Below are 19,256 nucleotides of genomic sequence, written 5' to 3'. Positions count from 1 at the left end.
ATCGACACGGCGATCACGGCCGTGACGAAGGGCTCGTCGATGCTGGGCGCCAACAAGGCCCTGCTGGAGACGCAGGAAGAGTTCATCGGTGCCCTGTCGGACAACCTGACGGCGGGCGTGAGCGCCTTCGTCGATGCCGACATGAACGAGGCTTCGACCCGCCTTCAGGCCCTGCAGACGCAGCAGCAGCTCGGCGTGCAGGCGCTCTCGATCGCCAACCAGAACAGCCAGATGATCATGAAGCTCTTCCAGTAAGAGGTTCAGTCTCTACCGGAAAGAAGCTCCGCCCTTTGCAAGGCGGAGCTTCTTTTTTAAGAGGTGTTCTGTGATGCCGAGAGAGCAATCCATGCGTCGCCGTCTCACGCGATGTCTCGTGCTGCTGGGCGCGACGGCGCTTGTGCATGCTTCTCTGAACCGGGAGGCACAGGCGGTTGCCACATGGTTCGGAGCCTGGGACTACGTTCTGAGGCACGATACGGACGGGCGGCCCCAGGCGGCCTTTGCCCGCATTCCCGGAGAGAACGGATCCCTCCTCTGGCTGAGCTGTTCCAGGTCCGGCGCCGGGAGCGACCTGTCACCCGCCACATCCTTCACGGTCGCGATCTCGCAGAAATACTACCTGGGGCGCAGCGACCCCCATGGCCGGAGCACCGTCTACTGGTTCGACAGCGGAACGCCGCAGGTCGCCCGTTGGATGTACCGTGACCGGCACGGGCAGATCCCGGATCGCGTCCAGACGAATGCTTTCATCGACAGGTTGGCCAAGGCCGAGAACCTCGTCGTCCAGCTTTCCAATTACCGTCTCGAAGCCCAGAGATCCGAGTTTCGCTTCAATGCAGTCGATACCAAGGGTGTCGCGGACAGGTTCAGGAAGGATTGCCAGGATATCCTCGGCGATCACGGCAGCGCGCTGAGCGCTGCGGCTGAATGAAACCTGCCCGACACTGACCAGATGAAGGCCAAGTCATGATCAGCACGTCAACACGATACCAGATCATCTCGAACAATATGGCCCGGACCAAGGCCACGATCGAGAAGGATCCTGTCGTCAAGCGTGAGACGGATTACTACCTGGCCAATATCAAGAATATCAAGACGATCGACGATTTCATCAAGAACGATCGCCTCTTCAAGTATGCGATGAAGGCCTATGGCCTCGAGGACATGGCTTACGGGAAGGCCCTCATCAAGAAGCTGCTTCAAGGGGGCGTCGCCGACCCTTTGAGCATGGCGAACAAGATGACCAATCCGCTCTACAAGGAGTTCGCGAAAGCGTTCGATTTCGCAGCCAAGGGCGCAGCCGCGACATCGGCGGCCGGCGCAACCACAGGCGCTGTGGACCGCTATATCCAGCAGACCCTCGAAAAGACCGAGGGCGACCAGAACCAGGGTGTGCAGATCGCCCTGTATTTCAAGCGCAAGGCCTCGTCCATCACCACCACCATGGGTCTTCTTGCCGACAAGGCCGTTCTCAAGTTCGTTCAGACCACCTTCGGGATCCCGGAGGCCGCATCGAAAGCGGACATCGATCTGCAGGTGCGCAATCTCGAAAAGTATCTGAACGTGAAGGATCTCCAGGATCCGAAAAAGGTCGACAAACTGATCCAGCGCTTCAGCGCCATGTGGGACATGAACAATGCCACGGCGGCGAGCGTCGCGCCCGTCCTGACTCTGTTCGGTCAATCGCCGGAGCAGGGGTTCAGCGTCGACCTGATGATGAGCATCGCCAAGCTCCGACCGGGCGGCGTCTAACGTTCATGCGCACTTACCGGCTTAGAGCGCCTCAATGTCCTGACCGCCCGGTTCTAGGGAATAACGTCCACGATGATCCGCTCGGATGCGGGAATCGCATCAGACGGAGCATGGACGACGTATGCGCCGTGACAGACCCGCGTGATCTTGCGGACGGGGGTGTGATGCTTGTCCGCTCCCGTCAGGTAGTTCACGGTGTAATAGGGCTCGCCGCCGACATAAGCCGTCTCCTTGGTCTTGAAGACATAGCCAACCTGCGTGGCATTGATGCGGTAGACGGATCGAGGCGGGCCGAGGACTGCGATCCGCGACGCAATCGGCTTCCCGATATAATCCGAGCAGGACATCTCGACCGCGTCATAAGCGGGCGGCATGCATCCGCCGACGCCGGCAGCGATGAGAAGAAGAATAAGAATCGCTCTCAAGCAAGCCTCCCGATGATCGCGAAGCGTATCACGGAAGACATGCCGCTCCGATCCATCGGAGCAGGTCTTCGCGTCGTTTGGTAAAGAACATGAACGTTAGGCGTGGAGGCCGAGGATCTAGGTCAGGCTCGCGCAAGGCTGTCGCCGCATCATGCCGCTGTCGCATTTGTGAGGAGGCTATGATGAGTGTCATTCTGGTGCCGGTGATCGCTGCATCGCTGATCGGGCTGATCGGAACGCCTGCCGTGCGTCTCATGGCATCCTCGCGAAGGACCAAGAGCTGGGCGCGAAGCCAGAGCGGGATGCTGCGCTGATCCTGATGGTTTCGGGCTGCCTGTTGGAGAGGAATACTTCCCGCTTCCGGATCTTGGTTAAGATGAGGTTGAACAGCGTTTGCTGATCTTGTTCACTTCGCCTCTCATGATCTTGAGGAGGCGAGCCGATTCATTCTCGCCCAAGAATTCCTTGCCGCCTCTGGACTGAATCAAGGCATCCTCTTCATTCGAAGAGGAGACAGAGTCTCTGTCGGTGCTGGTTGCCGGGCTGTTGCTTGAAGTCAACACTGCGACATCGTTCTGACATCTTGCCCGATATCGCGCTTGCGAAGATCTCGCGGGGCTGACAGCTTTACTGAAAAGAAGAAGCTGTATGGATGCGGGGCATGGTCAGAACCAGTGACATGGACGGGAAGAGGTGGCGATTGAAAGCTGCCGGACGGCTTCTGACGGCGGCGGGCCTTGCCACCACGCTCCTGGGTGTTGTGGCTGCGAGCGCTCCGGCTCATGCGTTTCCGCAGTCGAACCTGCCTGTGAGGAGCGATGCCATTCTGTCGTCGGGACAGGCAGGACCGACGCCGGCCTGGATCGCGTTCTGCAAGCAGAGCCCCGAGGAGTGCACCCTCGATCCCTCCGAACCCGCCATCATCGCGCTGGACCAGCAGGCCTGGAAACTCATCGTCGAGGTCAACGAGCGCGTGAACCGCAGGATCCTGCCCGTCACGGATCAGGATCATTGGGGCGTGGCGGACCGCTGGGATTATCCCGATGACGGCATGGGTGATTGCGAGGACATCCAGATCCTCAAGCGCCGCCTGCTCATCGAAGCGGGCCTGCCGCGGCGGGCTTTGCGCATGACGGTGGTCGTCGACGAGCTCGGCGCCGGACATGCGGTTCTCATGGCGCTCACCGATCGCGGCGACTACATCCTGGACAACAAGCGCGGAGCCGTTCTGCCATGGCAGGAAACCGGCTATCGCTATGTGAAGCGAGAAGGGTCGGAGAGTGCGGCCTGGGTCTGGCTCGGCAATCAGGCCGCGCCCATCGTGACGGCGACGAAGTAGCAACGACGGCCCACCGGGCAGGATTTTGCCTGAGCGCGTGAACCGTGCTCAGGCAAGGATGAAAACTCTCTTAGCTTGATGCTTTCGCCGTCGGCCGCTGGCTGATCAGCGTCTCCGACGTCAGGACGGCCCAGCCATTCTCGGAGCGTTCGATCGAGATGATCTGGCCGATGCCGGGAAGCGTCATGCCCGGCGTGACCCACCAGACGCCTTCGGGACCTTCGATCAGGGCGGACTCGTTCGTGGCCCTGTGGATCACATAGCGCTGAAACTGGCTCTGCCGGTCGATGGCGAGGAGCGCCTTGTCGCTCGAGGCGAGGTCCGCATCCTTCTGCCTGTTCAGCGAGCCCGTCGTCGTCGGGCTGAGATCGGCGGACCGGGCCTGGTTCGCGGGCGCGCCCTTGCTCATCACCAGGCCGCCGCCGGCGCTCTGGAGATAGGCATAGCCGTCGCTGAGATAGACCGCATAGACGGGAAGGGCGACGGCGGAGAGGGTGAGCGCCAGCCCGAGGCACATGACGATGCGGTCGCCCACCGCCTCGCGGGCCCGGATGAGCTCCTCCAGCCGGCGCACCTTCCGCTCCCGGTTGTCGATGGCGGCAGTGCCGCTTCCGGTCTGCCCGGCCCTGGCCACCTGCTCCAACACCTTATCGAACCGTACGCCCATGGAACCCGCCGCAATGGAAAAATCGATTGCAATCATTCCTATGGGTTTATGCTTAACATTTCGTCACCTGCCGCAGAGAAACTCTGTTGATAACTTCGACGGCCGGAGCAAGGCCCAGGCAAGCATTCCGTGATGATTTGTGGCCCCTATTCAAAAAAACATTGCGCATTGATGCGGCTTTTGGGGTGATGCATGAAGATTCGGACGAAGATATTTGCGCTCGTGGCGGCCCTGAGCCTTGTTGCGGTGGTCACCGCCGCCGTCGGCATCAGCACCCTGCAGACCTATAATCAGGCGGTCGACGATGTGAGGCTGGCGGCCACTCGCGCGCTCTACGGAGAGCGCCTCAACCGGCTGGTGACGCATGTGGTCATGGAGGCCCGGGGCATCTACGCATCGCATGACACGAAGGATGCGCGCAAGTTCGGAGACGGATTGATCGCGAGCCTGAAGGACATCGACACGCTCCTGAAGGAATGGGAGCCGATCGTGCCAGTGTCGCACAAGGCGCTATTCGATGCGGTGGCCAAGGATGCCGCCGCGTTCAAGGCGTTCCGGTCCGAGACCGTGCGCCTCGGCGCCGAGGTCTCGCCCGAGGCGGCCAATGCCCAGGGCAATACCGAGGGCAACCGCGCGAACAGAAAGGCCTTCCAGGTCAGCATCGATGCCCTGACGAAGAAGGGCAGCGAGGAGATCGAAGCGGTCGAGCAACGGGCAGAGGCACTCTACAGCGAGCGCCTCACGCTTCTCGTCTCCATCGCTCTCGGCGGCACGATCCTGGCGCTTCTGATCGGCTGGCTTATCGGCCATAGGCAGATCGCCCGTCCTCTGAAGATCGTCACGGAAGCGATCCAGAAGCTCGCGTCGGGCGACTACGATCTCCCGCAGGCGAAGGTCGGCAAGGACGAGGTCGGCGACATCTGGAAGGCGACCCAGGTCTTCGCCGGCGCCATGCAGGAGGCGGAGCAGCTCAGGCACCGGCAGGCCGAGACCGAAAAGCAGTCCGTCGAGCGCCGCAGGATCGAGATGATCGCGCTTGCCCAGAACTTCGAAGGCAGCGTCGGCGGCCTGGTGCAGCATCTCTCGGTCGCGGCCCAGCAGATGGAGGCCACGGCGCGCTCGATGGCGACGACGGCCCAGCAGACGAACCAGCAGTCGAACTCGGTGGCGGTCGCAGCCGAGCAGACCTCCAGCAACGTTCAGGCGGTGGCCGCCGCGACGGAGGAGCTCGCCGCATCGTCCAACGAGATCGGAACCCAGGTGTCGCAGACGTCGGCCGCCGCCGCCCGCGCCGTGCAGAACGCGCGCAAGACCAACGAGCTCGTGGAAACGCTGGCCGACGGCGCGCAGAAGATCGGCGAGGTCGTTGCGCTCATCAACACCATCGCAAGCCAGACCAACCTGCTGGCGCTCAACGCCACCATCGAGGCGGCGCGCGCGGGCGAAGCCGGGAAGGGATTCGCCGTGGTGGCGGCCGAGGTGAAGGAGCTCGCGAACCAGACCTCGCGGGCGACCGAAGACATCACCTCCCACATCAACCAGATCCAGCAATCGACGAAGGGGGCCGTGGACGCCATCCGCGAAATCAGCCTCACCATCGAGGAGGTGCACCAGATCGCCACCAATGTGGCCGCCGCGGTCGAGGAGCAGCAGGCGGCGACGCAGGAGATCGCGCGCAATGTCAGCGAGGCCGCCCGCGGCACGCAGGAGGTCACCGAGAGCATCGTCCAAGTTCAGGGCGCCGCAACCCACGCCGGTTCCGCCGCCTCCCAGGTGCTGGCTGCGGCCGGCGAGCTGGCGACCAATTCGTCGGCCCTGAGCCGGGAGGTCGAAGGCTTCCTGCAGGGTGTCCGGGCGGCGTAGGCCCGGAGCCTATCAAAAGAGTGTCAAAAGCTGAAAGGCGCGGACCTCGGTCCGCGCCTTTCCTTTATGAACCGGCCGCCTCGCGATGTGGCGAGGGGCGCTCAGGCCGTTTTGGGAACAGTCTCAGGGATGCTCCCGGCGGCCTGGTCGTCTCGGAGGTCATGCCGGAGGCGGCGGGCCTCCTGTGCCTTCAGGGCCGCGGCCTGAACACGGGATACGAGCTTGGCGTTCGGGTACGGCTTGGGGAGAAAGGCCGCTCCCGGAGGCAGGTCGCTCTCCTTGGGCCACTCCCGTCCCGAGGAGATGAGGATCCCCACCTCGGGCCTGTGCTGGTGGACATGCCTGGCCAGTTCGTAGCCGTTCATGCCCGGCGGCATCTCCACATCGGAGAGCAGCACGTCCACGGCGACTTCGGCGTTCAGAACGCGCAAAGCCTCCGACGCGTCGCCCGCCTCGATGACGCGGAAGTTCGCCTCCAGGAGAATCTCGGCCGTCACGAGCCGCACGAGCGGTTCGTCTTCGACCAGGAGAACGACGCCGGAGAATTGCTGATCGGACACGGGACCAAAGGGGTATGAGGATGAGAAAGCGGTGCAGGTGGCAAACGTAGCCATTGATATACGGTTCCGCTTGATGCGGCCACCCCGTCCGGCGCGGTGACTTAGCGCACATCAAAGGAGAACCGTCAGGACGGCACCACGTTATCCGCCTTATTGTATGCGTCAGGGGCGAGAATGAGTGCAGCATCCGTTACGGTTCTTCCACGCCGGACACCGCCGAACATTCTTGTGGTCGAAGGCGATGTCCGGCTCCGATGCCTTGTCAGCGATGAATTGCGGGCGATCAGCTTCAAGGTTGTGGAGGCGGGCTCCGCCAGGGAGGCCCTCACCGTTCTCGACGCTGTGAGGATCGACCTTCTCCTCCTGGATCTGGACCTTCAGCCGACCGGGAGCGGGTGGGAGGTCGTTCATCGCCTTAACGGCAACCAGCCGCCGACCTGGATCATCGGTGCGTCCAGCAACGCGGACTCCGCGGAGAAGCTGGAGGGCCTCGGGCTCGCCATTCGCAAGCCATACCCGATTTCGCAGGTCGTCGACCTCGTCACACGCAGCCTGAACTGGCCGCAGACCCCCGAAGCTTGGCCGTAGGAACCAAGATGAAAGCTCGGCGGTTAGCTCGGCGTGAGCACGTCATCAACACATCTCTCGGCCAAGGCTGGCCCATCTCCCCAGACCGTTCTGGTCGTCGAGGACGAGGTCCTCATCCGCCTCGTCATCGCCGAATACCTGCGCGAGTGCGGCTACAGGGTCCATGAGGCCGTGAACGCCGACGAGGCCATCCTCATCCTTCGGGCTCCCGAGGTATCCGTGGACATCGTCTTCAGCGATGTGGAGATGCCGGGGGACATGGATGGTTTCGGCCTTGCCCGCTGGGTCCGGGCCAACATGCCCCAGACCCAGGTGATTCTCACCTCCGGGGCCGAGCGGTCGGCGGATATCGCCGGAACCCTCTGCGAAGCCGGTCCCCTGCTGGAGAAACCCTATCCCACACAGGACGTGGTGGACCGCATCAGGCAGCTGGCGGCCAAGGCAAATCGCTCCTAATCTCTGTCCATCCAGGGCCTTGATTCCCGGCCCATGGCTGGCACGCCGCAGCATCACGCCTGCTCGACCGGAGGGAACTGGACGCGGGCAGGTCCGTTTGATGCAACATGAAGCCACATCGTCGCGTCGTGAAACACCCTGTCGTCCTTCTGGTGGAAGACGAGCCCCTCGTCCGCCTCACCCAGGTCGACATCCTGAAGGAATCCGATTTCTGGGTCGTCGAGGCGCAGGATGCCGATGAGGCGTTCGAGCTCCTGAAATCGCGACCCGAGATCGACGCCATCCTGACGGATGTGGACATGCCCGGCTCCATGGACGGCTTCGAGTTCGCGCGACTGGTCCGGCAGGGCTGGCCGGAGGTGGCCGTCCTGGTGATTTCCGGCAAGACCGGTCCCGGACCGGGCGACCTGCCGCCCAATGCCACTTTCCTGCACAAGCCCATCATGCCTGACGATCTGGTCGCGGCGCTGCAGGATGTGATGGCCAGGCGCCCGCAAGGAAGCATGACACCGGAGGCTTAGGTTCGCATCCTGATTATGTAACGCCTCGCTGTTGCTGATAATCTTCTCCCCGAAAGGCTGCTTCATCGTACTGAGTGGTTGCTCGGCACAAGCGCCTCCTTCCTCCCCCTCGCGGGGAGGGGCAGGGGTGGGGGTAGTGCAGCTTGGAGAAACCCTGATCCAGCTAGCGCTTCTCCCTCTCCCGATTGGGAGAGGGTTGGGGTGAGGGCAGGCCGGTGCCGGATAAGGTGCTACGGGTTTCGTGTTGATGCGGAAGCGACGCTGCTTTGCTGGTCAAGCGCCACACCCTCACCCCTGCCCCTCTCCCACTCGGGAGAGGGGATGCTCTGTAGCAATTCTGATGACTTCTGGATCAGACCCAGCGCTCCGACTTTGCGACCCCCACCCTCAATCCCTCCCCGCCACAAGTAGGGTGTTCCCGACTTGTGCAAGAGGATGCTCATCTCGGGCAAGCCCGAGATGAGTGGGGAGGGAAGCAGCGTCTGCAACGCGCTTCACGCGCGGGCGGCTTCCTGCCGGCGTGTGTCGACCACCTCGGGCTGCTCGGCCAGACGCGACCACAGGCGTTCGACCTCGGCCTGCACCTTGTGGATGGCCGCCTCCTTGACGGGGCCGTAGCCGCGAATGTCCATCGGGGCTTTCGCGACCGCAAGCAGGTCGGGGAAGCGCGGGGCATCGAGGTGATCGAGAATTCTCTCGACCTGCGCCTCGTACCAGCCGATCAGGGCCCGTTCCGTGCGCCGCTCGGCCGTATAGCCGAAGATGTCGAAGAGCGTGCCGCGAACGATCTTCATCTTGGCGAGTACCTTCATCGGCATCTGGATCCATGGGCCGAAGACCCGCTTCTTCGGGCGTCCCCGCGCGTCGCGCTTGGATGACAGGAGCGGCGGCGCGAGGTGATAGTTGACCGTAAAATCGCCTTCGAACTCCCGCTGCAAGGTGTCGAGGAAGCCGGTTTCCATGTGAAGACGGGCGACCTCGTACTCATCCTTGTAGGCCATGAGCTTGAAGAGAGACCGCGCCACTGCGTCGGTGAGCGCCTCGGAGCCTAGCGCGCCCTCGGCCTCGCGGACCCGCGCCACCATCATCTCGTAGCGGGCCGCGTAGAGCGCATCCTGATAGGCGGTGAGGAAGGCGACCCGCCGCGCGATCACCTGATCGAGAGTCTCGGGCTCCTCCGGCTTGTCGTTGGCGATCTCATGCACGACATCGGGATCGGCGCTGAGCAGACGTCCCCAGGCGAAGGCCTGCCGATTGCGTTCGACCGCGACGCCGTTGAGCTCGATGGCGCGCGACAGCGCCTCGAGCGAGACCGGCACGAGGCCCTGCTGCCAGGCGAAGCCCAGCATCATCACGTTGGCATAGACCGTGTCGCCGAGCAGCGTCTCGGCGAGGGCATTGGCGTTGACCGTCGCGAGGTTGCCTTCGCCCAGCACCCGTTCGATGGCGCGCAGGCGTGTGCGGCTGGCGAGGTCCGCATCGCGGAAGCGCACCACGTCGCCGGTCGGCATCTCGGCCGTGTTCATCACCGCCCGCGTGCCGCGTCGATAGGTGCCGGAGGCCTTCGGCGAGGAGCTGACGACGAGATCGCAGCCGATGAGCGCATCCGCGGCGCCCTGGTCGATGCGCACCTGGTTCAGCTCCTCCGGGCGCGATGCGATGCGGATATAGCTCACGACCGGTCCGAACTTCTGGGCAAAGCCGGTGAAGTCCAGCACCGACACGCCGCTTCCTTCGAGATGCGCCGCCATGCTGATGAGCGCGCCGATGGTGACGACGCCCGTGCCGCCGACGCCGGTGACGAGCAGGTCGAAAGGTTTTTTCAGAACGGGCAGGGTAGGGGACGGCAGCGTCGAAGCGCGCGCTGCCGCATCGAAGCCCGATGTGGCCTTCGCCCGGCGTGTGGCGCCTTCCACGGTGACGAAGCTGGGGCAGAATCCCTCAAGGCATGAGAAGTCCTTGTTGCAGGTGGAGAGATTGATCTTGCGCTTGCGGCCGAACGGCGTCTCCTTCGGCTCGACGCTCAGGCAGTTGGAGGCGACCGAGCAATCGCCGCAGCCCTCGCAGACGAGGTCGTTGATATAGGCGAACCGCTTCGGGTCCTCCATCTGCCCGCGCTTGCGCCGGCGGCGCTTCTCGGTGGCGCAGGTCTGCTCGTAGATGAGCACCGTGACGCCGGGGATGTCGCGCAACTCCTTCTGGACCGGATCGAGGTCCTCGCGCGGATGGATCGTCACGCCTTTCGGCAGATCCGCCGGCACGAACTTGTCCGGATCGTCCGAGACGAGGGCGATGCGCTGCACGCCTTCCGCGCGTACGCTGTGGGCGATGGCGTAAACACTGATGGGACCATCCACCGGCTGGCCGCCCGTCATGGCGACCGCGTCGTTGAACAGGATCTTGTAGGTGATGTTGGCGCCCGCTGCGATGGCCTGCCGGATCGCCATCGAGCCCGAATGGTAATAGGTGCCCTCGCCGAGGTTCTGGAAGATGTGGCCCTGGCCGGTGAACTTGGAGGACGCCGCCCAGTTCACGCCTTCGCCGCCCATCTGGATCAGCGACGAGGTCTCCCGGTCCATCCAGCTTGCCATGAAGTGGCAGCCTATGCCTGCGAGCGCCTTCGAGCCTTCCGGCACCTTGGTCGAGGTGTTGTGCGGGCAGCCGGAGCAGAAATAGGGCGTGCGCGTCGCGCCCGGCACGGCAATCGTGCGCGCCGGGTCCGGTGAGAGGGACGCCACGCGCTGCGCGAGATTGAGATCGGGGAAGATTGGGTCGAGGCGCTTGGCCAGCACGCCCGCGAGGAAGAGCGGCGACAACTCGCCCGTCCAGGGAATGAGCCGCTCACCGGTCTCATCGTGCTTGCCGACCATGCGCTCGGGCTTGGAGCCCGGAAAGTCGTAAAAGTATTCCTTGAACTGGCTTTCGATGATGCCGCGCTTCTCCTCGACCACGAGGATCTCGCGCTTGCCCTTCACGAATTCCATCGCATCGTGGAGCGGCAGCGGCCACACCATGCCGACCTTGTAGATATCGATGCCATGCGCCCGGCAGGCGGCCTCGTCGAGCCCGATGAGCCGCAGGGCCTCCATCAGGTCGAGATGGGCCTTGCCGGCCGTGACGATGCCGTAGGACGCGTGCGGAATGTTGTAGATGCGCCGGTCGATGGGATTGGCCTTGGCGAAGGCATAGACAGCATGCTTCTTCGCCTCCATGCGCTCTTCGATCTGCGGCCCCGGCAGATCCGGCCAACGATAGTGCAGGCCGCCCAGCGGCGGCGTGAAATCGGGCGCAATAAACTGGCGCGGCGGGCGAAGTTCCACCGAGACGCCGGATTCCACGATCTCCGACACGGCCTTGAAGCCGATCCACATGCCGGAGAAGCGGCTCAGCGCATAACCGTATTCGCCGAACTCGAGATATTCGGCGACGCTTGCCGGATGGAGCGTCGGCATGAACCAGCTCATGAAGGCGACGTCGGACTGGTGCGGCATCGACGAGGACACGCAGCCATGGTCGTCGCCGGCGACCACCAGCACGCCGCCATGCGGCGAGGAGCCATAGGCGTTACCGTGCTTCAGCGCATCGCCCGAGCGGTCGATTCCGGGGCCCTTGCCGTACCAGAGGCCGAACACGCCCTCGACCTGCCGGTTGGGATCGGTCTCCACCTGCTGCGAGCCGAGGACGGCGGTTGCCGCGAGGTCCTCGTTGACCGCGGGCAGGAACTCGATCCGGTTCGCCTTGATCTGCTCCTTCACCCGCCAGAACTCGAGGTCGACGCCGCCGAGCGGCGAACCGCGATAGCCGGAAACGAAGCCTGCCGTGTCGAGGCCGGCGGCCTGATCCCGCTTGGCCTGATCGAGCACGATGCGGACGATGGCCTGGGTGCCCGTCAGGAAGACCCGGCCCCTGCTGCGGGTATAGCGGTCGGCAAGCTGGTAGGCATCGAGTGACAGAGCGCGGTCCATAGGCCTGATCCCGAAACGAGAAGCCGTTTTCTCATTACTTAAGATAATCCCGAACGGCTGGTAGGTGCTTCCTATTCATTCCCTCAGGAAGGCCTCTCATGGTAGAAAATTCTGATACATAGCCTAGTTATGAAAAAGCCTACCAGACAGGCGGCCGCACATGATCGAGAAGCAGGACGAGCACATTCTGGCGCAACTGCAGAAGGAGGGGCGCACGACGAACCAGCAGCTGGCGGAGGATGTGGGCATGTCCACCTCCGCCTGCTGGCGGCGGGTGCGTGCGCTCGAGGAAAGCGGCGTGATCGTCGGCTATGCGGCGCTGGTGGATCGGGAAAAGGCGGGGTTCGCCACCTCCGCCATCCTGCACGTGTCGCTCGAGCGGCACGACGCCAAATTCGTCGACGAATTTGTTTCACGTGTAACAGCGCGTGCCGAGGTTCTGGAGTGCTTCGCGACCACGGGCGATGCCGATTATCACCTGCGCGTGGTGGTCCGCGACATGAAGGCCTACAACCTTTTCCTCGACGAGTTCATTTTTCGGCTGCCCGGCATTCGCAATGTGCGCACCAACGTGATCCTGAAGGAGATCAAGACCAGCGTGGCGCTGCCGTTCTGAACGGGTTCGGAGCAGGCGCTACTTGCTCTCGGGCAGCAGCGCATAGGCGAGCTGCGCGATGGCGACGGGCCGCGTGTCGCCTTCCGTCGTGAGCGTCACGCTGCCGAAGGCCATGGTGCGCCCGAGGCGCACGACCTTCGCCTCCGCCAGCACGTCGGCATTCGCGGCAGGCCGCAGGAAGTGCATCGTCTGGTCGACCGTGGTCATCGGGCGGTATGCGCCCCCAGTTGAGGAGACTGCAAACACCATGGCGGTGTCGGCCAGGCTCATGAGCGCCTGCCCGCAGATCACGCCGTTGTCGCGGCAGAGTCTTTCTGAGAACGGCATACGCAGCACGGCGCCTTCAGGCCCGAGGTTCTCGATGGACAGGTTGAGATCCTGAATCCAGGGCGCGAAGACGTCGGCGAGCATCCGACCGGCGGTGGCTTGATCGAACGTGGACAAGGAGCCCCCTAATAGTTTTTCTTCCGATACCCGAAGCCAGCTGTGAAGTGGCACCGAATATCCGATTTATGTCAAGACACCTGGTATGTGCTGCCAGGATTCTTCCATCACGGACGCATGGCGTTCATGGTGAGGAGGTCGTAGGTCGCGACCGTCTCGCCCTTGTCGGTGGTGATCTCCACATCCCAGCGCACCTCGCCATACTGCTCGTTGCGCGGCGATTTGGATTTCGCCGTCAGACGGACCTTGATGGTCTCGCCCGGCTGCACCGGCTTGATGAAACGCAAGGAGTCCAAGCCGTAATTGGCCAGAACCGGTCCGAGATCCGGATCGACGAACAGGCCGGCTGCAAAGGACAACAGCAGATAGCCATGGGCGACGCGGCCCGGGAAGAACGGATGGTCCTTCGTGGCTTCCTCGCTCATATGGGCATAGAAGGTGTCGCCGGTGAACGCGGCGAAATGCTCGATGTCCTCCAGAGTGATCGTGCGCTCCTTCGAGATGAAGGTCTGGCCGATGGCGAGATCCTCGAAATGGTAGCGGAAGGGATGCCGACCTTCCTGAACCATCGGCGCCCCTTTGATCCAGCTCTGCGTGACGCGGGAGAGCATGGCGGGAGAGCCCTGCAGGGCCGTGCGCTGCATGTAGTGATGGACGCCACGCATGCCGCCGAGCTCCTCGCCGCCGCCTGCGCGCCCGGGTCCGCCATGGATCATGTGCGGCATCGGCGAGCCGTGACCGGTCTGCTCCTTGGCGCAGTCACGGTCGATCAGCACGAGGCGCCCATGGAAGGCGCCGACGCCGAAGACGAGATCGGACGCGATGGCAGGATTGTAGGTATAGACGGAGGCGACGAGACTGCCGTCGCCGCGGTTTGCCAAGGCGACGGCCTGATCGAGGTCATTATAGCCCATCACCGTGCAGACCGGACCGAAGGCCTCGACGCTGTGCACATTGGTGGCACGGATGGGATCGGGACAATGCAGCAGAAGCGGGGGGATGAAAGCGCCACGCTCGCGGTCAGCGCCCTCGACCGTGAAGTTGTCCGGGTCGCCGACAACGATGTCAGCCTCGCTCCGCAGCTTCGCCACCTGCGCCAGCACATCCCGGCGCTGGCCGAGACCGACAACGGGGCCCATGCGGACGTTGTCGAGTTCCGGGTTGCCGACCGTGACTTTCGAGAGACGTTGGCGCAGGGCCTCGATCACGGCAGGAACATGCGCGTTCGGCGCAATCGCGCGTCGGATGGCGGTGCATTTCTGCCCGGCCTTGACCGTCATTTCCTTCGCGACCTCCTTGATGAAGAGGTCGAATTCCGGCGTGCCGGGGCCGGCATCCGGCGCGAGGATGGCGGCATTGAGAGAGTCGCGCTCGGCAATGAAGCGAACCGACTCACGGGCAATGACCGGGTGGCGCTGCAGCGTCTGGGCCGTGTCGGCGGAACCGGTGAAGGACACGACGTCCTGGCATGTCAGATGGTCGAAGAGATCGCCTGTGGAGCCGATGATGCACTGAAGTGCGCCTTCGGGAAGGATGCGGGATTCCGCAATCATGCGCACGAGCGCATGCGCCACGTAGGATGTGATCGTCGCCGGCTTCGTCACCACCGGCACACCGGCCAGGATGGCGGGCGCAAGCTTCTCCAGCATGCCCCAGCAGGGGAAGTTGAAGGCGTTGATGTGAACCGCGACGCCGCTCAACGGAGCCATCACGTGCTGGCCGACGAAGCTCCCACCCTTTGAGAGAGGTTCGACATTGCCATCGATCAGGAAGGTGGTGTTGGGCAGCTCTCGACGTCCCTTGGAGGCATAGACGAAGAGTGTGCCGATGCCGCCGTCGATGTCGATGAAGTTGTCGGAGCGCGTGGTACCGGTCTGGTAAGAGAGCTTATAAAGCTGGTCCTTGCGCTCTGATAGATAGATGGCAAGACGTTTCAGAAGTTCTGCGCGTTGATGGAAGGTCAGCCGCCGCAGGTTGGGGCCGCCGACCTGCCTGGCGTAAGCCAGCATCCCTCCCATGTCGAGACCGCCATTGGCGATCTCGGCAACCACGTCGCTGGTGACGGCGCTGCGAACCTCCGCGAGGTCCTGGCCGGGCGACACCCAACTTCCGCGAACGAAGCTCTCAAGTCTCATGGGGCACCTTGAATGATGAATGTGCAGCCGCTTGGCATCGCCGCACCCTTGCGGCATTATTGACCGACCGGTCGGTTAGTCAAGGAATTTTGCCATATGGCGAAGTGGGCCCAGGCTCGACAAGGGCCGGATAAACTCTGTAGGTGAGGAGCGAGGCTACGGGCGAGCAGCGTCCCGCCTTATGAAGAACCGGAGTAGGCTCGAATGGCCGCGTTTGTGGAAACCCTCCTGGACAAGTTCCATGAGCGGACCCCGATCAGAGCAGGCTCCTTGATCGTGACCGTCTTCGGCGACGCCGTCGTGCCCCGAGGCGGGATTCTATCCCTGGCCTCACTCCATGAGATCATGCGTGCCTTCCGGATCAGCGACACGCTCGTCAGAACGGCTCTCTCCCGCCTCGTGTCGGATGGTTGGTTCGAGCGGTGGAAGCTGGGGCGCAACAGCTATTATCGGCTCACTCCCCAAGGGCGCGAAGCTTTCGCCCAGGCGACGCTGCGGATCTATGTGGACCCTCCCCAGGATTGGCATGGTTCATTCGACCTCCTGCTGCTTGAAAACGCCCAAGACCGGACCATGCTCAAGGTCGAGTTGGCTGGGGCTGGATATGGAGCCCTCGGAACGGACCTCATGATTGCCGCTTCCGCAACTATCGGGGACGGCAACTCCTTTCTGCGGCTTTCCGCAGTACCCGCTGATCTGCCCACGGCCCGGCGGCTCGTGGAGCGGGCTTGGCCGCTTGCGGAGATCGAGAGCCGTTACGAGCGCTTCATCGACACCTATTCGGGCACGCTCTCGGCTCTTGAGCGAGGGGTCGGGTTCACGAACCTGGATGCCCTCCTAGTCAGGATCCTCCTGATCCACGACTACCGCCGCGCCGTCCTGAAGGATCCCCTGCTGCCGGCGCAACTCCTTCCGAAGCCGTGGGCGGGAGCGAGTGCCCGTACGCTCTGCGGGACGATCTACAAGACCCTGCTGCCGGCTTCGGAACAGTGGATCGATACCCATGCCCAGGACGACAAGGGTCCGCTGCCGGAGGCCGACAAGGGCTTCGGAGAACGGTTCAGGTCGATCTCGATTGCAGCCAAGGTGAAGGCCGTCTGACAAATAAGTTACAAAAAATATTGAACATCAATTTTTTTGTGACATATTAGACGAAGCTCGTGAGGCGCTCATGGGGCAATCCGCCTTGCATTGGAGCACCAACGACCGGAACAGCGTTGACTATACACCCGGATGGGCGCTGGCCCTCGACCTTTAGAAGCTGCTCGGTCTTCCATCAGGAGCATGCTCGGGGCGGGGCGAAGCGAACAAATGCTAAGGAGAAGCGCCGTGTATGCACAGATGGTGAAGACGGGCGTCGACCACATTCAGTCCAAGGAGGAGATGTCCCCCGAGGAGCGCGCCTTCCAGGACCGCGTCGATGCCGACATCAAGATCGAGCCGAAAGAGTGGATGCCGGAGGCCTACCGCAAGACCCTGATCCGGCAGATCTCCCAGCACGCCCATTCCGAGATCATCGGCATGCAGCCGGAGGGCAACTGGATCACCCGGGCGCCGACCCTGGAGCGCAAGGCGATCCTGCTCGCCAAGGTGCAGGACGAGGCGGGCCATGGCCTCTATCTCTACTGCGCGGCCGAGACTCTCGGCGTGAGCCGCGACGAGCTCCTGGAGCAGCTCAACAGCGGCAAGGCCAAGTATTCGAGCATCTTCAACTATCCGACCCTCACTTGGGCCGATATCGGCGCCATCGGCTGGCTCGTCGACGGGGCCGCGATCATGAACCAGGTGCCACTGCAGCGCTGCTCCTACGGCCCTTATTCCCGGGCCATGGTCCGCATCTGCAAGGAGGAAAGCTTCCATCAGCGGCAGGGCTACGACATCATGATGAAGCTTGCGAAAGGAACGCCGGAGCAGAAGGCGATGGCGCAGGATGCGTTGAACCGCTGGTGGTGGCCCTCGCTCATGATGTTCGGCCCGTCCGATGCGGAGTCTGTGCATAGCGCCCAATCGATGCGCTGGAAGATCAAGATCAACTCCAACGACGAGCTGCGCCAGAAATTCGTCGATCAGACGGTGCCCCAGGCCGAGTATCTCGGCCTCACCGTTCCCGATCCGGACCTCAAATGGAATGCGGAGCGCGGGCACTACGACTTCGGCGCGGTCAACTGGGACGAGTTCTATCAGGTGGTCGCCGGCAACGGCCCCTGCAACCGCCAGCGCCTGCGCACGCGGGTGAAAGCCTATGAAGAGGGGCGCTGGGTGCGCGAGGCTGCCGATGCCTATGCGGCCAAGAAGGCGGCACGAGCTCAGGTCAAGGCTGCGTGAGCGGAGGGACGGGAATGACCGACAAGAAGGAATGGCCTCTCTGGGAGGTGTTCATCCGCAGCCAGCACGGTCTGGCCCACCGGCATGTGGGCAGTTTGCATGCGCCGGATGCCGAGATGGCGATCATGAACGCCCGTGACGTCTATACACGCCGCAACGAGGGCGTGAGCATCTGGGTCGTGAAGGCTTCCGAGATCGCCGCGAGCTCTCCCAGCGAGAAGGGGCCGCTCTTCGATCCGGCCAACAGCAAGGTCTATCGTCACCCGACCTTCTATGAGATCCCTGAAGAGCTGGGGCATATGTGATGACTGGGCAGGACGCTCTCTTCGAGTATCTGCTTCGCCTCAGCGACAATGCCCTGATCCTCGGCCACCGTCTGTCCGAATGGTGCGGACATTCGCCGGCGCTCGAGGAGGATCTGGCGCTCTCCAATGTCGCGCTCGATCTCATCGGGCAGACGCAGCTCTGGCTGAGCCTTGCGGGAGAGGTCGAGGGCAAAGGACGGGACGCCGACAAGCTCGCCTACCTGCGCGATGCGCGCGATTTCCGCAATGTGCTCCTGGTCGAGCAGCCGAACGGCGACTTCGCCCTGACCATGGCGCGCCAGTTCTTCTTCGATGCCTGGCACTATCTTCTGCTGCGCGAGCTGAAGGGCTCGAAGGATGCGCGGATTGCCGAGATTGCCGCCAAGGGCCTCAAGGAGGTCACCTATCACCTGGAGCGCAGCCGCGACTGGGTGCTTCGCCTCGGCGACGGCACGGAGGAGAGTCATCGCCGCATGCAGACGGCGATCGACGATCTCTGGATGTATACGGGCGAGCTGTTCGAGTCCGACGAGGTCGATCAGGCGATGGCTCGCGAAGGCATCGGCGCGGATCTGGCGGCGTTGCACGAGCCCTGGCTCGGCCTCGTTCGTGCGACGGCGGAGGAGGCCACGCTGACCCTGCCGCAGCCCGGTTGGGCGCAGCGGGGCGGCAAGCGCGGCATCCATTCGGAGCATCTCGGCTATATCCTGGCCGATCTCCAGTTCCTGCAGCGGGCCTATCCCAACGCGACATGGTAAGAGGCAGACGCCGATGGCTGGCAGCCTGACACAACCGGACCTGAACCAGGTGAGGGCTTGGTTGGGAGAGGTTCCCGACCCGGAGGTGCCGGCGGTCTCCGTCATGGATCTTGGCATCGTGCGCGACGTGCGCTGGGACGACGACGAACTCGTCGTTTCCATCACGCCGACCTATTCGGGCTGTCCAGCGACCAGCGTCATCACCCTCGATATCGAGTCTGCCCTGCGGATGAAAGGCATTGATCGGCTGCGGGTCGAACGCCGGCTCTCGCCGCCCTGGACGACGGACTGGATCAGTGAGGACGGACGGCGCAAGCTCGAAGCCTATGGCATCGCGCCGCCGGCCGAGAGTGCGGGAGACGGACCGTCCCCTTTCGATCGCTTCCTGCGCAAGCCTCTGACCATTGCCTGCCCGCGCTGCAAGTCCGAGAACACCGCTCGGGTGAGCGAGTTCGGCTCGACGCCATGCAAGGCGCAGTACCAGTGCCGCGATTGTCTCGAGCCTTTCGACTACTTCAAGTGCATCTGAAACGAGCG

General features: G+C 63.2%; 21 protein-coding genes. 15 read left to right on the top strand and 6 right to left on the bottom strand.

Translation table 11 applies throughout. From position 1 onward, the window contains the following. The 3 genes from ILT44_RS17515 to ILT44_RS17505 all read left to right on the top strand — a co-directional run. On the top strand, positions 1-255 hold a 255-nt coding region (locus tag ILT44_RS17515), incomplete at its 5' end, for a flagellin (protein WP_255549750.1). Positions 256-346: 91 nt separating this feature from the next. After that, entirely contained in the window at positions 347-931 is a 585-nt protein-coding gene (locus tag ILT44_RS17510) for a hypothetical protein (RefSeq protein ID WP_204240897.1), read from the top strand. 35 nt (positions 932-966) lie between these two features. Then, entirely contained in the window at positions 967-1,752 is a 786-nt protein-coding gene (locus ILT44_RS17505; RefSeq protein WP_204240896.1) for a DUF1217 domain-containing protein, read from the top strand. A gap of 53 nt (positions 1,753-1,805) precedes the next feature. Here the strand turns inward: ILT44_RS17505 and ILT44_RS17500 are convergent, their stop codons facing one another. Then, on the bottom strand, positions 1,806-2,177 hold the full coding sequence (locus ILT44_RS17500; protein ID WP_204240895.1) for a hypothetical protein: 372 nt from the start codon (positions 2,175-2,177) through the stop codon (positions 1,806-1,808). Positions 2,178-2,359: 182 nt separating this feature from the next. Between ILT44_RS17500 and ILT44_RS31485 the strand changes: the two genes are divergently transcribed. Continuing rightward, on the top strand, positions 2,360-2,491 hold the full coding sequence (locus ILT44_RS31485; RefSeq protein WP_255549749.1) for a hypothetical protein: 132 nt from the start codon (positions 2,360-2,362) through the stop codon (positions 2,489-2,491). Positions 2,492-2,838: 347 nt separating this feature from the next. After that, positions 2,839-3,516 carry a transglutaminase-like cysteine peptidase gene (locus ILT44_RS17495; RefSeq protein WP_204240894.1) on the top strand — a complete coding sequence of 226 codons (678 nt, stop codon included), beginning with the start codon at positions 2,839-2,841 and terminating at the stop codon, positions 3,514-3,516. A 70-nt stretch (positions 3,517-3,586) separates the two neighbouring features. Here the strand turns inward: ILT44_RS17495 and ILT44_RS17490 are convergent, their stop codons facing one another. Continuing rightward, positions 3,587-4,219 carry a hypothetical protein gene (locus tag ILT44_RS17490; RefSeq protein WP_204240893.1) on the bottom strand — a complete coding sequence of 211 codons (633 nt, stop codon included), beginning with the start codon at positions 4,217-4,219 and terminating at the stop codon, positions 3,587-3,589. A 156-nt stretch (positions 4,220-4,375) separates the two neighbouring features. Between ILT44_RS17490 and ILT44_RS17485 the strand changes: the two genes are divergently transcribed. Next, positions 4,376-6,046, top strand: coding sequence for a methyl-accepting chemotaxis protein (locus tag ILT44_RS17485; RefSeq protein ID WP_204240892.1), 1,671 nt, complete (start codon positions 4,376-4,378; stop codon positions 6,044-6,046). Between the two features lie 101 nt (positions 6,047-6,147). Here ILT44_RS17485 and ILT44_RS17480 read toward each other — a convergent pair whose 3' ends face one another. After that, entirely contained in the window at positions 6,148-6,660 is a 513-nt protein-coding gene (locus tag ILT44_RS17480) for a response regulator (RefSeq protein WP_204240891.1), read from the bottom strand. Positions 6,661-6,780: 120 nt separating this feature from the next. Here ILT44_RS17480 and ILT44_RS17475 point away from each other — a divergent pair, with 120 nt between their 5' ends. From ILT44_RS17475 to ILT44_RS17465, 3 genes are all read left to right on the top strand, one after another. Further along, positions 6,781-7,194: a response regulator gene (locus ILT44_RS17475; protein ID WP_204240890.1), complete on the top strand. Its 414-nt coding sequence runs from the start codon at positions 6,781-6,783 to the stop codon at positions 7,192-7,194. A 33-nt stretch (positions 7,195-7,227) separates the two neighbouring features. Beyond that, positions 7,228-7,650: a response regulator gene (locus tag ILT44_RS17470; protein WP_204240889.1), complete on the top strand. Its 423-nt coding sequence runs from the start codon at positions 7,228-7,230 to the stop codon at positions 7,648-7,650. A gap of 107 nt (positions 7,651-7,757) precedes the next feature. Next, the gene (locus ILT44_RS17465; RefSeq protein ID WP_204240888.1) at positions 7,758-8,171 is read left to right on the top strand and encodes a response regulator; all 414 of its coding nucleotides are present in this window, start codon (positions 7,758-7,760) and stop codon (positions 8,169-8,171) included. A 494-nt stretch (positions 8,172-8,665) separates the two neighbouring features. On the opposite strand, the gene ILT44_RS17460 is transcribed toward ILT44_RS17465, so the two are convergent. Further along, on the bottom strand, positions 8,666-12,136 hold the full coding sequence (locus tag ILT44_RS17460; protein WP_204240887.1) for an indolepyruvate ferredoxin oxidoreductase family protein: 3,471 nt from the start codon (positions 12,134-12,136) through the stop codon (positions 8,666-8,668). A gap of 160 nt (positions 12,137-12,296) precedes the next feature. On the opposite strand from ILT44_RS17460, the gene ILT44_RS17455 reads away from it, so the two are divergent. Continuing rightward, positions 12,297-12,752, top strand: coding sequence for an Lrp/AsnC family transcriptional regulator (locus tag ILT44_RS17455; protein WP_204240886.1), 456 nt, complete (start codon positions 12,297-12,299; stop codon positions 12,750-12,752). 18 nt (positions 12,753-12,770) lie between these two features. Here ILT44_RS17455 and ILT44_RS17450 read toward each other — a convergent pair whose 3' ends face one another. Beyond that, positions 12,771-13,196, bottom strand: coding sequence for a PaaI family thioesterase (locus tag ILT44_RS17450; protein WP_204240885.1), 426 nt, complete (start codon positions 13,194-13,196; stop codon positions 12,771-12,773). A gap of 107 nt (positions 13,197-13,303) precedes the next feature. Next, positions 13,304-15,331, bottom strand: coding sequence for a phenylacetic acid degradation bifunctional protein PaaZ (gene paaZ / locus ILT44_RS17445; protein ID WP_204240884.1), 2,028 nt, complete (start codon positions 15,329-15,331; stop codon positions 13,304-13,306). Positions 15,332-15,535: 204 nt separating this feature from the next. Between paaZ and ILT44_RS17440 the strand changes: the two genes are divergently transcribed. The 5 genes from ILT44_RS17440 (at position 15,536) to paaD (ending at position 19,248) form a co-directional block, all read left to right on the top strand. Continuing rightward, positions 15,536-16,432: a PaaX family transcriptional regulator gene (locus ILT44_RS17440; RefSeq protein ID WP_204240883.1), complete on the top strand. Its 897-nt coding sequence runs from the start codon at positions 15,536-15,538 to the stop codon at positions 16,430-16,432. 228 nt (positions 16,433-16,660) lie between these two features. Then, positions 16,661-17,656: a 1,2-phenylacetyl-CoA epoxidase subunit PaaA gene (gene paaA, locus ILT44_RS17435; RefSeq protein ID WP_307826538.1), complete on the top strand. Its 996-nt coding sequence runs from the start codon at positions 16,661-16,663 to the stop codon at positions 17,654-17,656. Between the two features lie 14 nt (positions 17,657-17,670). Next, positions 17,671-17,961 (top strand): 1,2-phenylacetyl-CoA epoxidase subunit PaaB, encoded by a 291-nt coding sequence (paaB, locus tag ILT44_RS17430; RefSeq protein ID WP_204240882.1) that lies wholly within the window; start codon positions 17,671-17,673, stop codon positions 17,959-17,961. Further along, positions 17,961-18,719: a 1,2-phenylacetyl-CoA epoxidase subunit PaaC gene (paaC, locus tag ILT44_RS17425; RefSeq protein ID WP_204240881.1), complete on the top strand. Its 759-nt coding sequence runs from the start codon at positions 17,961-17,963 to the stop codon at positions 18,717-18,719. Before paaB ends, paaC begins: the two co-directional genes overlap by 1 nt. 13 nt (positions 18,720-18,732) lie before the next feature. Then, a complete protein-coding gene (gene paaD / locus ILT44_RS17420; protein ID WP_204240880.1) occupies positions 18,733-19,248 on the top strand; it encodes a 1,2-phenylacetyl-CoA epoxidase subunit PaaD in 516 nt (171 codons plus the stop codon). Positions 19,249-19,256: the final 8 nt, after the last annotated feature.

It is taken from the genome of Microvirga arvi (assembly GCF_016892765.1).
GTDB classification, from domain to species: Bacteria; Pseudomonadota; Alphaproteobacteria; order Rhizobiales; family Beijerinckiaceae; genus Microvirga; species Microvirga arvi.
Note: the sequence above shows the minus strand (reverse complement) of the source record. Positions and strands in the feature narration are given on the sequence as shown.

Bases quoted from the DNA above. Each gene is read 5' to 3' on its own strand.
- ILT44_RS17510 (WP_204240897.1), top strand. From the start codon at position 347: ATGCGTCGCCGTCTCACGCGATGTCTCGTGCTGCTGGGCGCGACGGCG.
- ILT44_RS17505 (WP_204240896.1), top strand. From the start codon at position 967: ATGATCAGCACGTCAACACGATACCAGATCATCTCGAACAATATGGCC.
- ILT44_RS31485 (WP_255549749.1), top strand. From the start codon at position 2,360: ATGAGTGTCATTCTGGTGCCGGTGATCGCTGCATCGCTGATCGGGCTG.
- ILT44_RS17495 (WP_204240894.1), top strand. From the start codon at position 2,839: ATGGTCAGAACCAGTGACATGGACGGGAAGAGGTGGCGATTGAAAGCT.
- ILT44_RS17490 (WP_204240893.1), bottom strand. From the start codon at position 4,219: ATGATTGCAATCGATTTTTCCATTGCGGCGGGTTCCATGGGCGTACGG.
- ILT44_RS17485 (WP_204240892.1), top strand. From the start codon at position 4,376: ATGAAGATTCGGACGAAGATATTTGCGCTCGTGGCGGCCCTGAGCCTT.
- ILT44_RS17480 (WP_204240891.1), bottom strand. From the start codon at position 6,660: ATGGCTACGTTTGCCACCTGCACCGCTTTCTCATCCTCATACCCCTTT.
- ILT44_RS17475 (WP_204240890.1), top strand. From the start codon at position 6,781: ATGAGTGCAGCATCCGTTACGGTTCTTCCACGCCGGACACCGCCGAAC.
- ILT44_RS17465 (WP_204240888.1), top strand. From the start codon at position 7,758: ATGAAGCCACATCGTCGCGTCGTGAAACACCCTGTCGTCCTTCTGGTG.
- ILT44_RS17460 (WP_204240887.1), bottom strand. From the start codon at position 12,136: ATGGACCGCGCTCTGTCACTCGATGCCTACCAGCTTGCCGACCGCTAT.
- ILT44_RS17455 (WP_204240886.1), top strand. From the start codon at position 12,297: ATGATCGAGAAGCAGGACGAGCACATTCTGGCGCAACTGCAGAAGGAG.
- paaZ (WP_204240884.1), bottom strand. From the start codon at position 15,331: ATGAGACTTGAGAGCTTCGTTCGCGGAAGTTGGGTGTCGCCCGGCCAG.
- ILT44_RS17440 (WP_204240883.1), top strand. From the start codon at position 15,536: ATGGCCGCGTTTGTGGAAACCCTCCTGGACAAGTTCCATGAGCGGACC.
- paaB (WP_204240882.1), top strand. From the start codon at position 17,671: ATGACCGACAAGAAGGAATGGCCTCTCTGGGAGGTGTTCATCCGCAGC.
- paaC (WP_204240881.1), top strand. From the start codon at position 17,961: ATGACTGGGCAGGACGCTCTCTTCGAGTATCTGCTTCGCCTCAGCGAC.
- paaD (WP_204240880.1), top strand. From the start codon at position 18,733: ATGGCTGGCAGCCTGACACAACCGGACCTGAACCAGGTGAGGGCTTGG.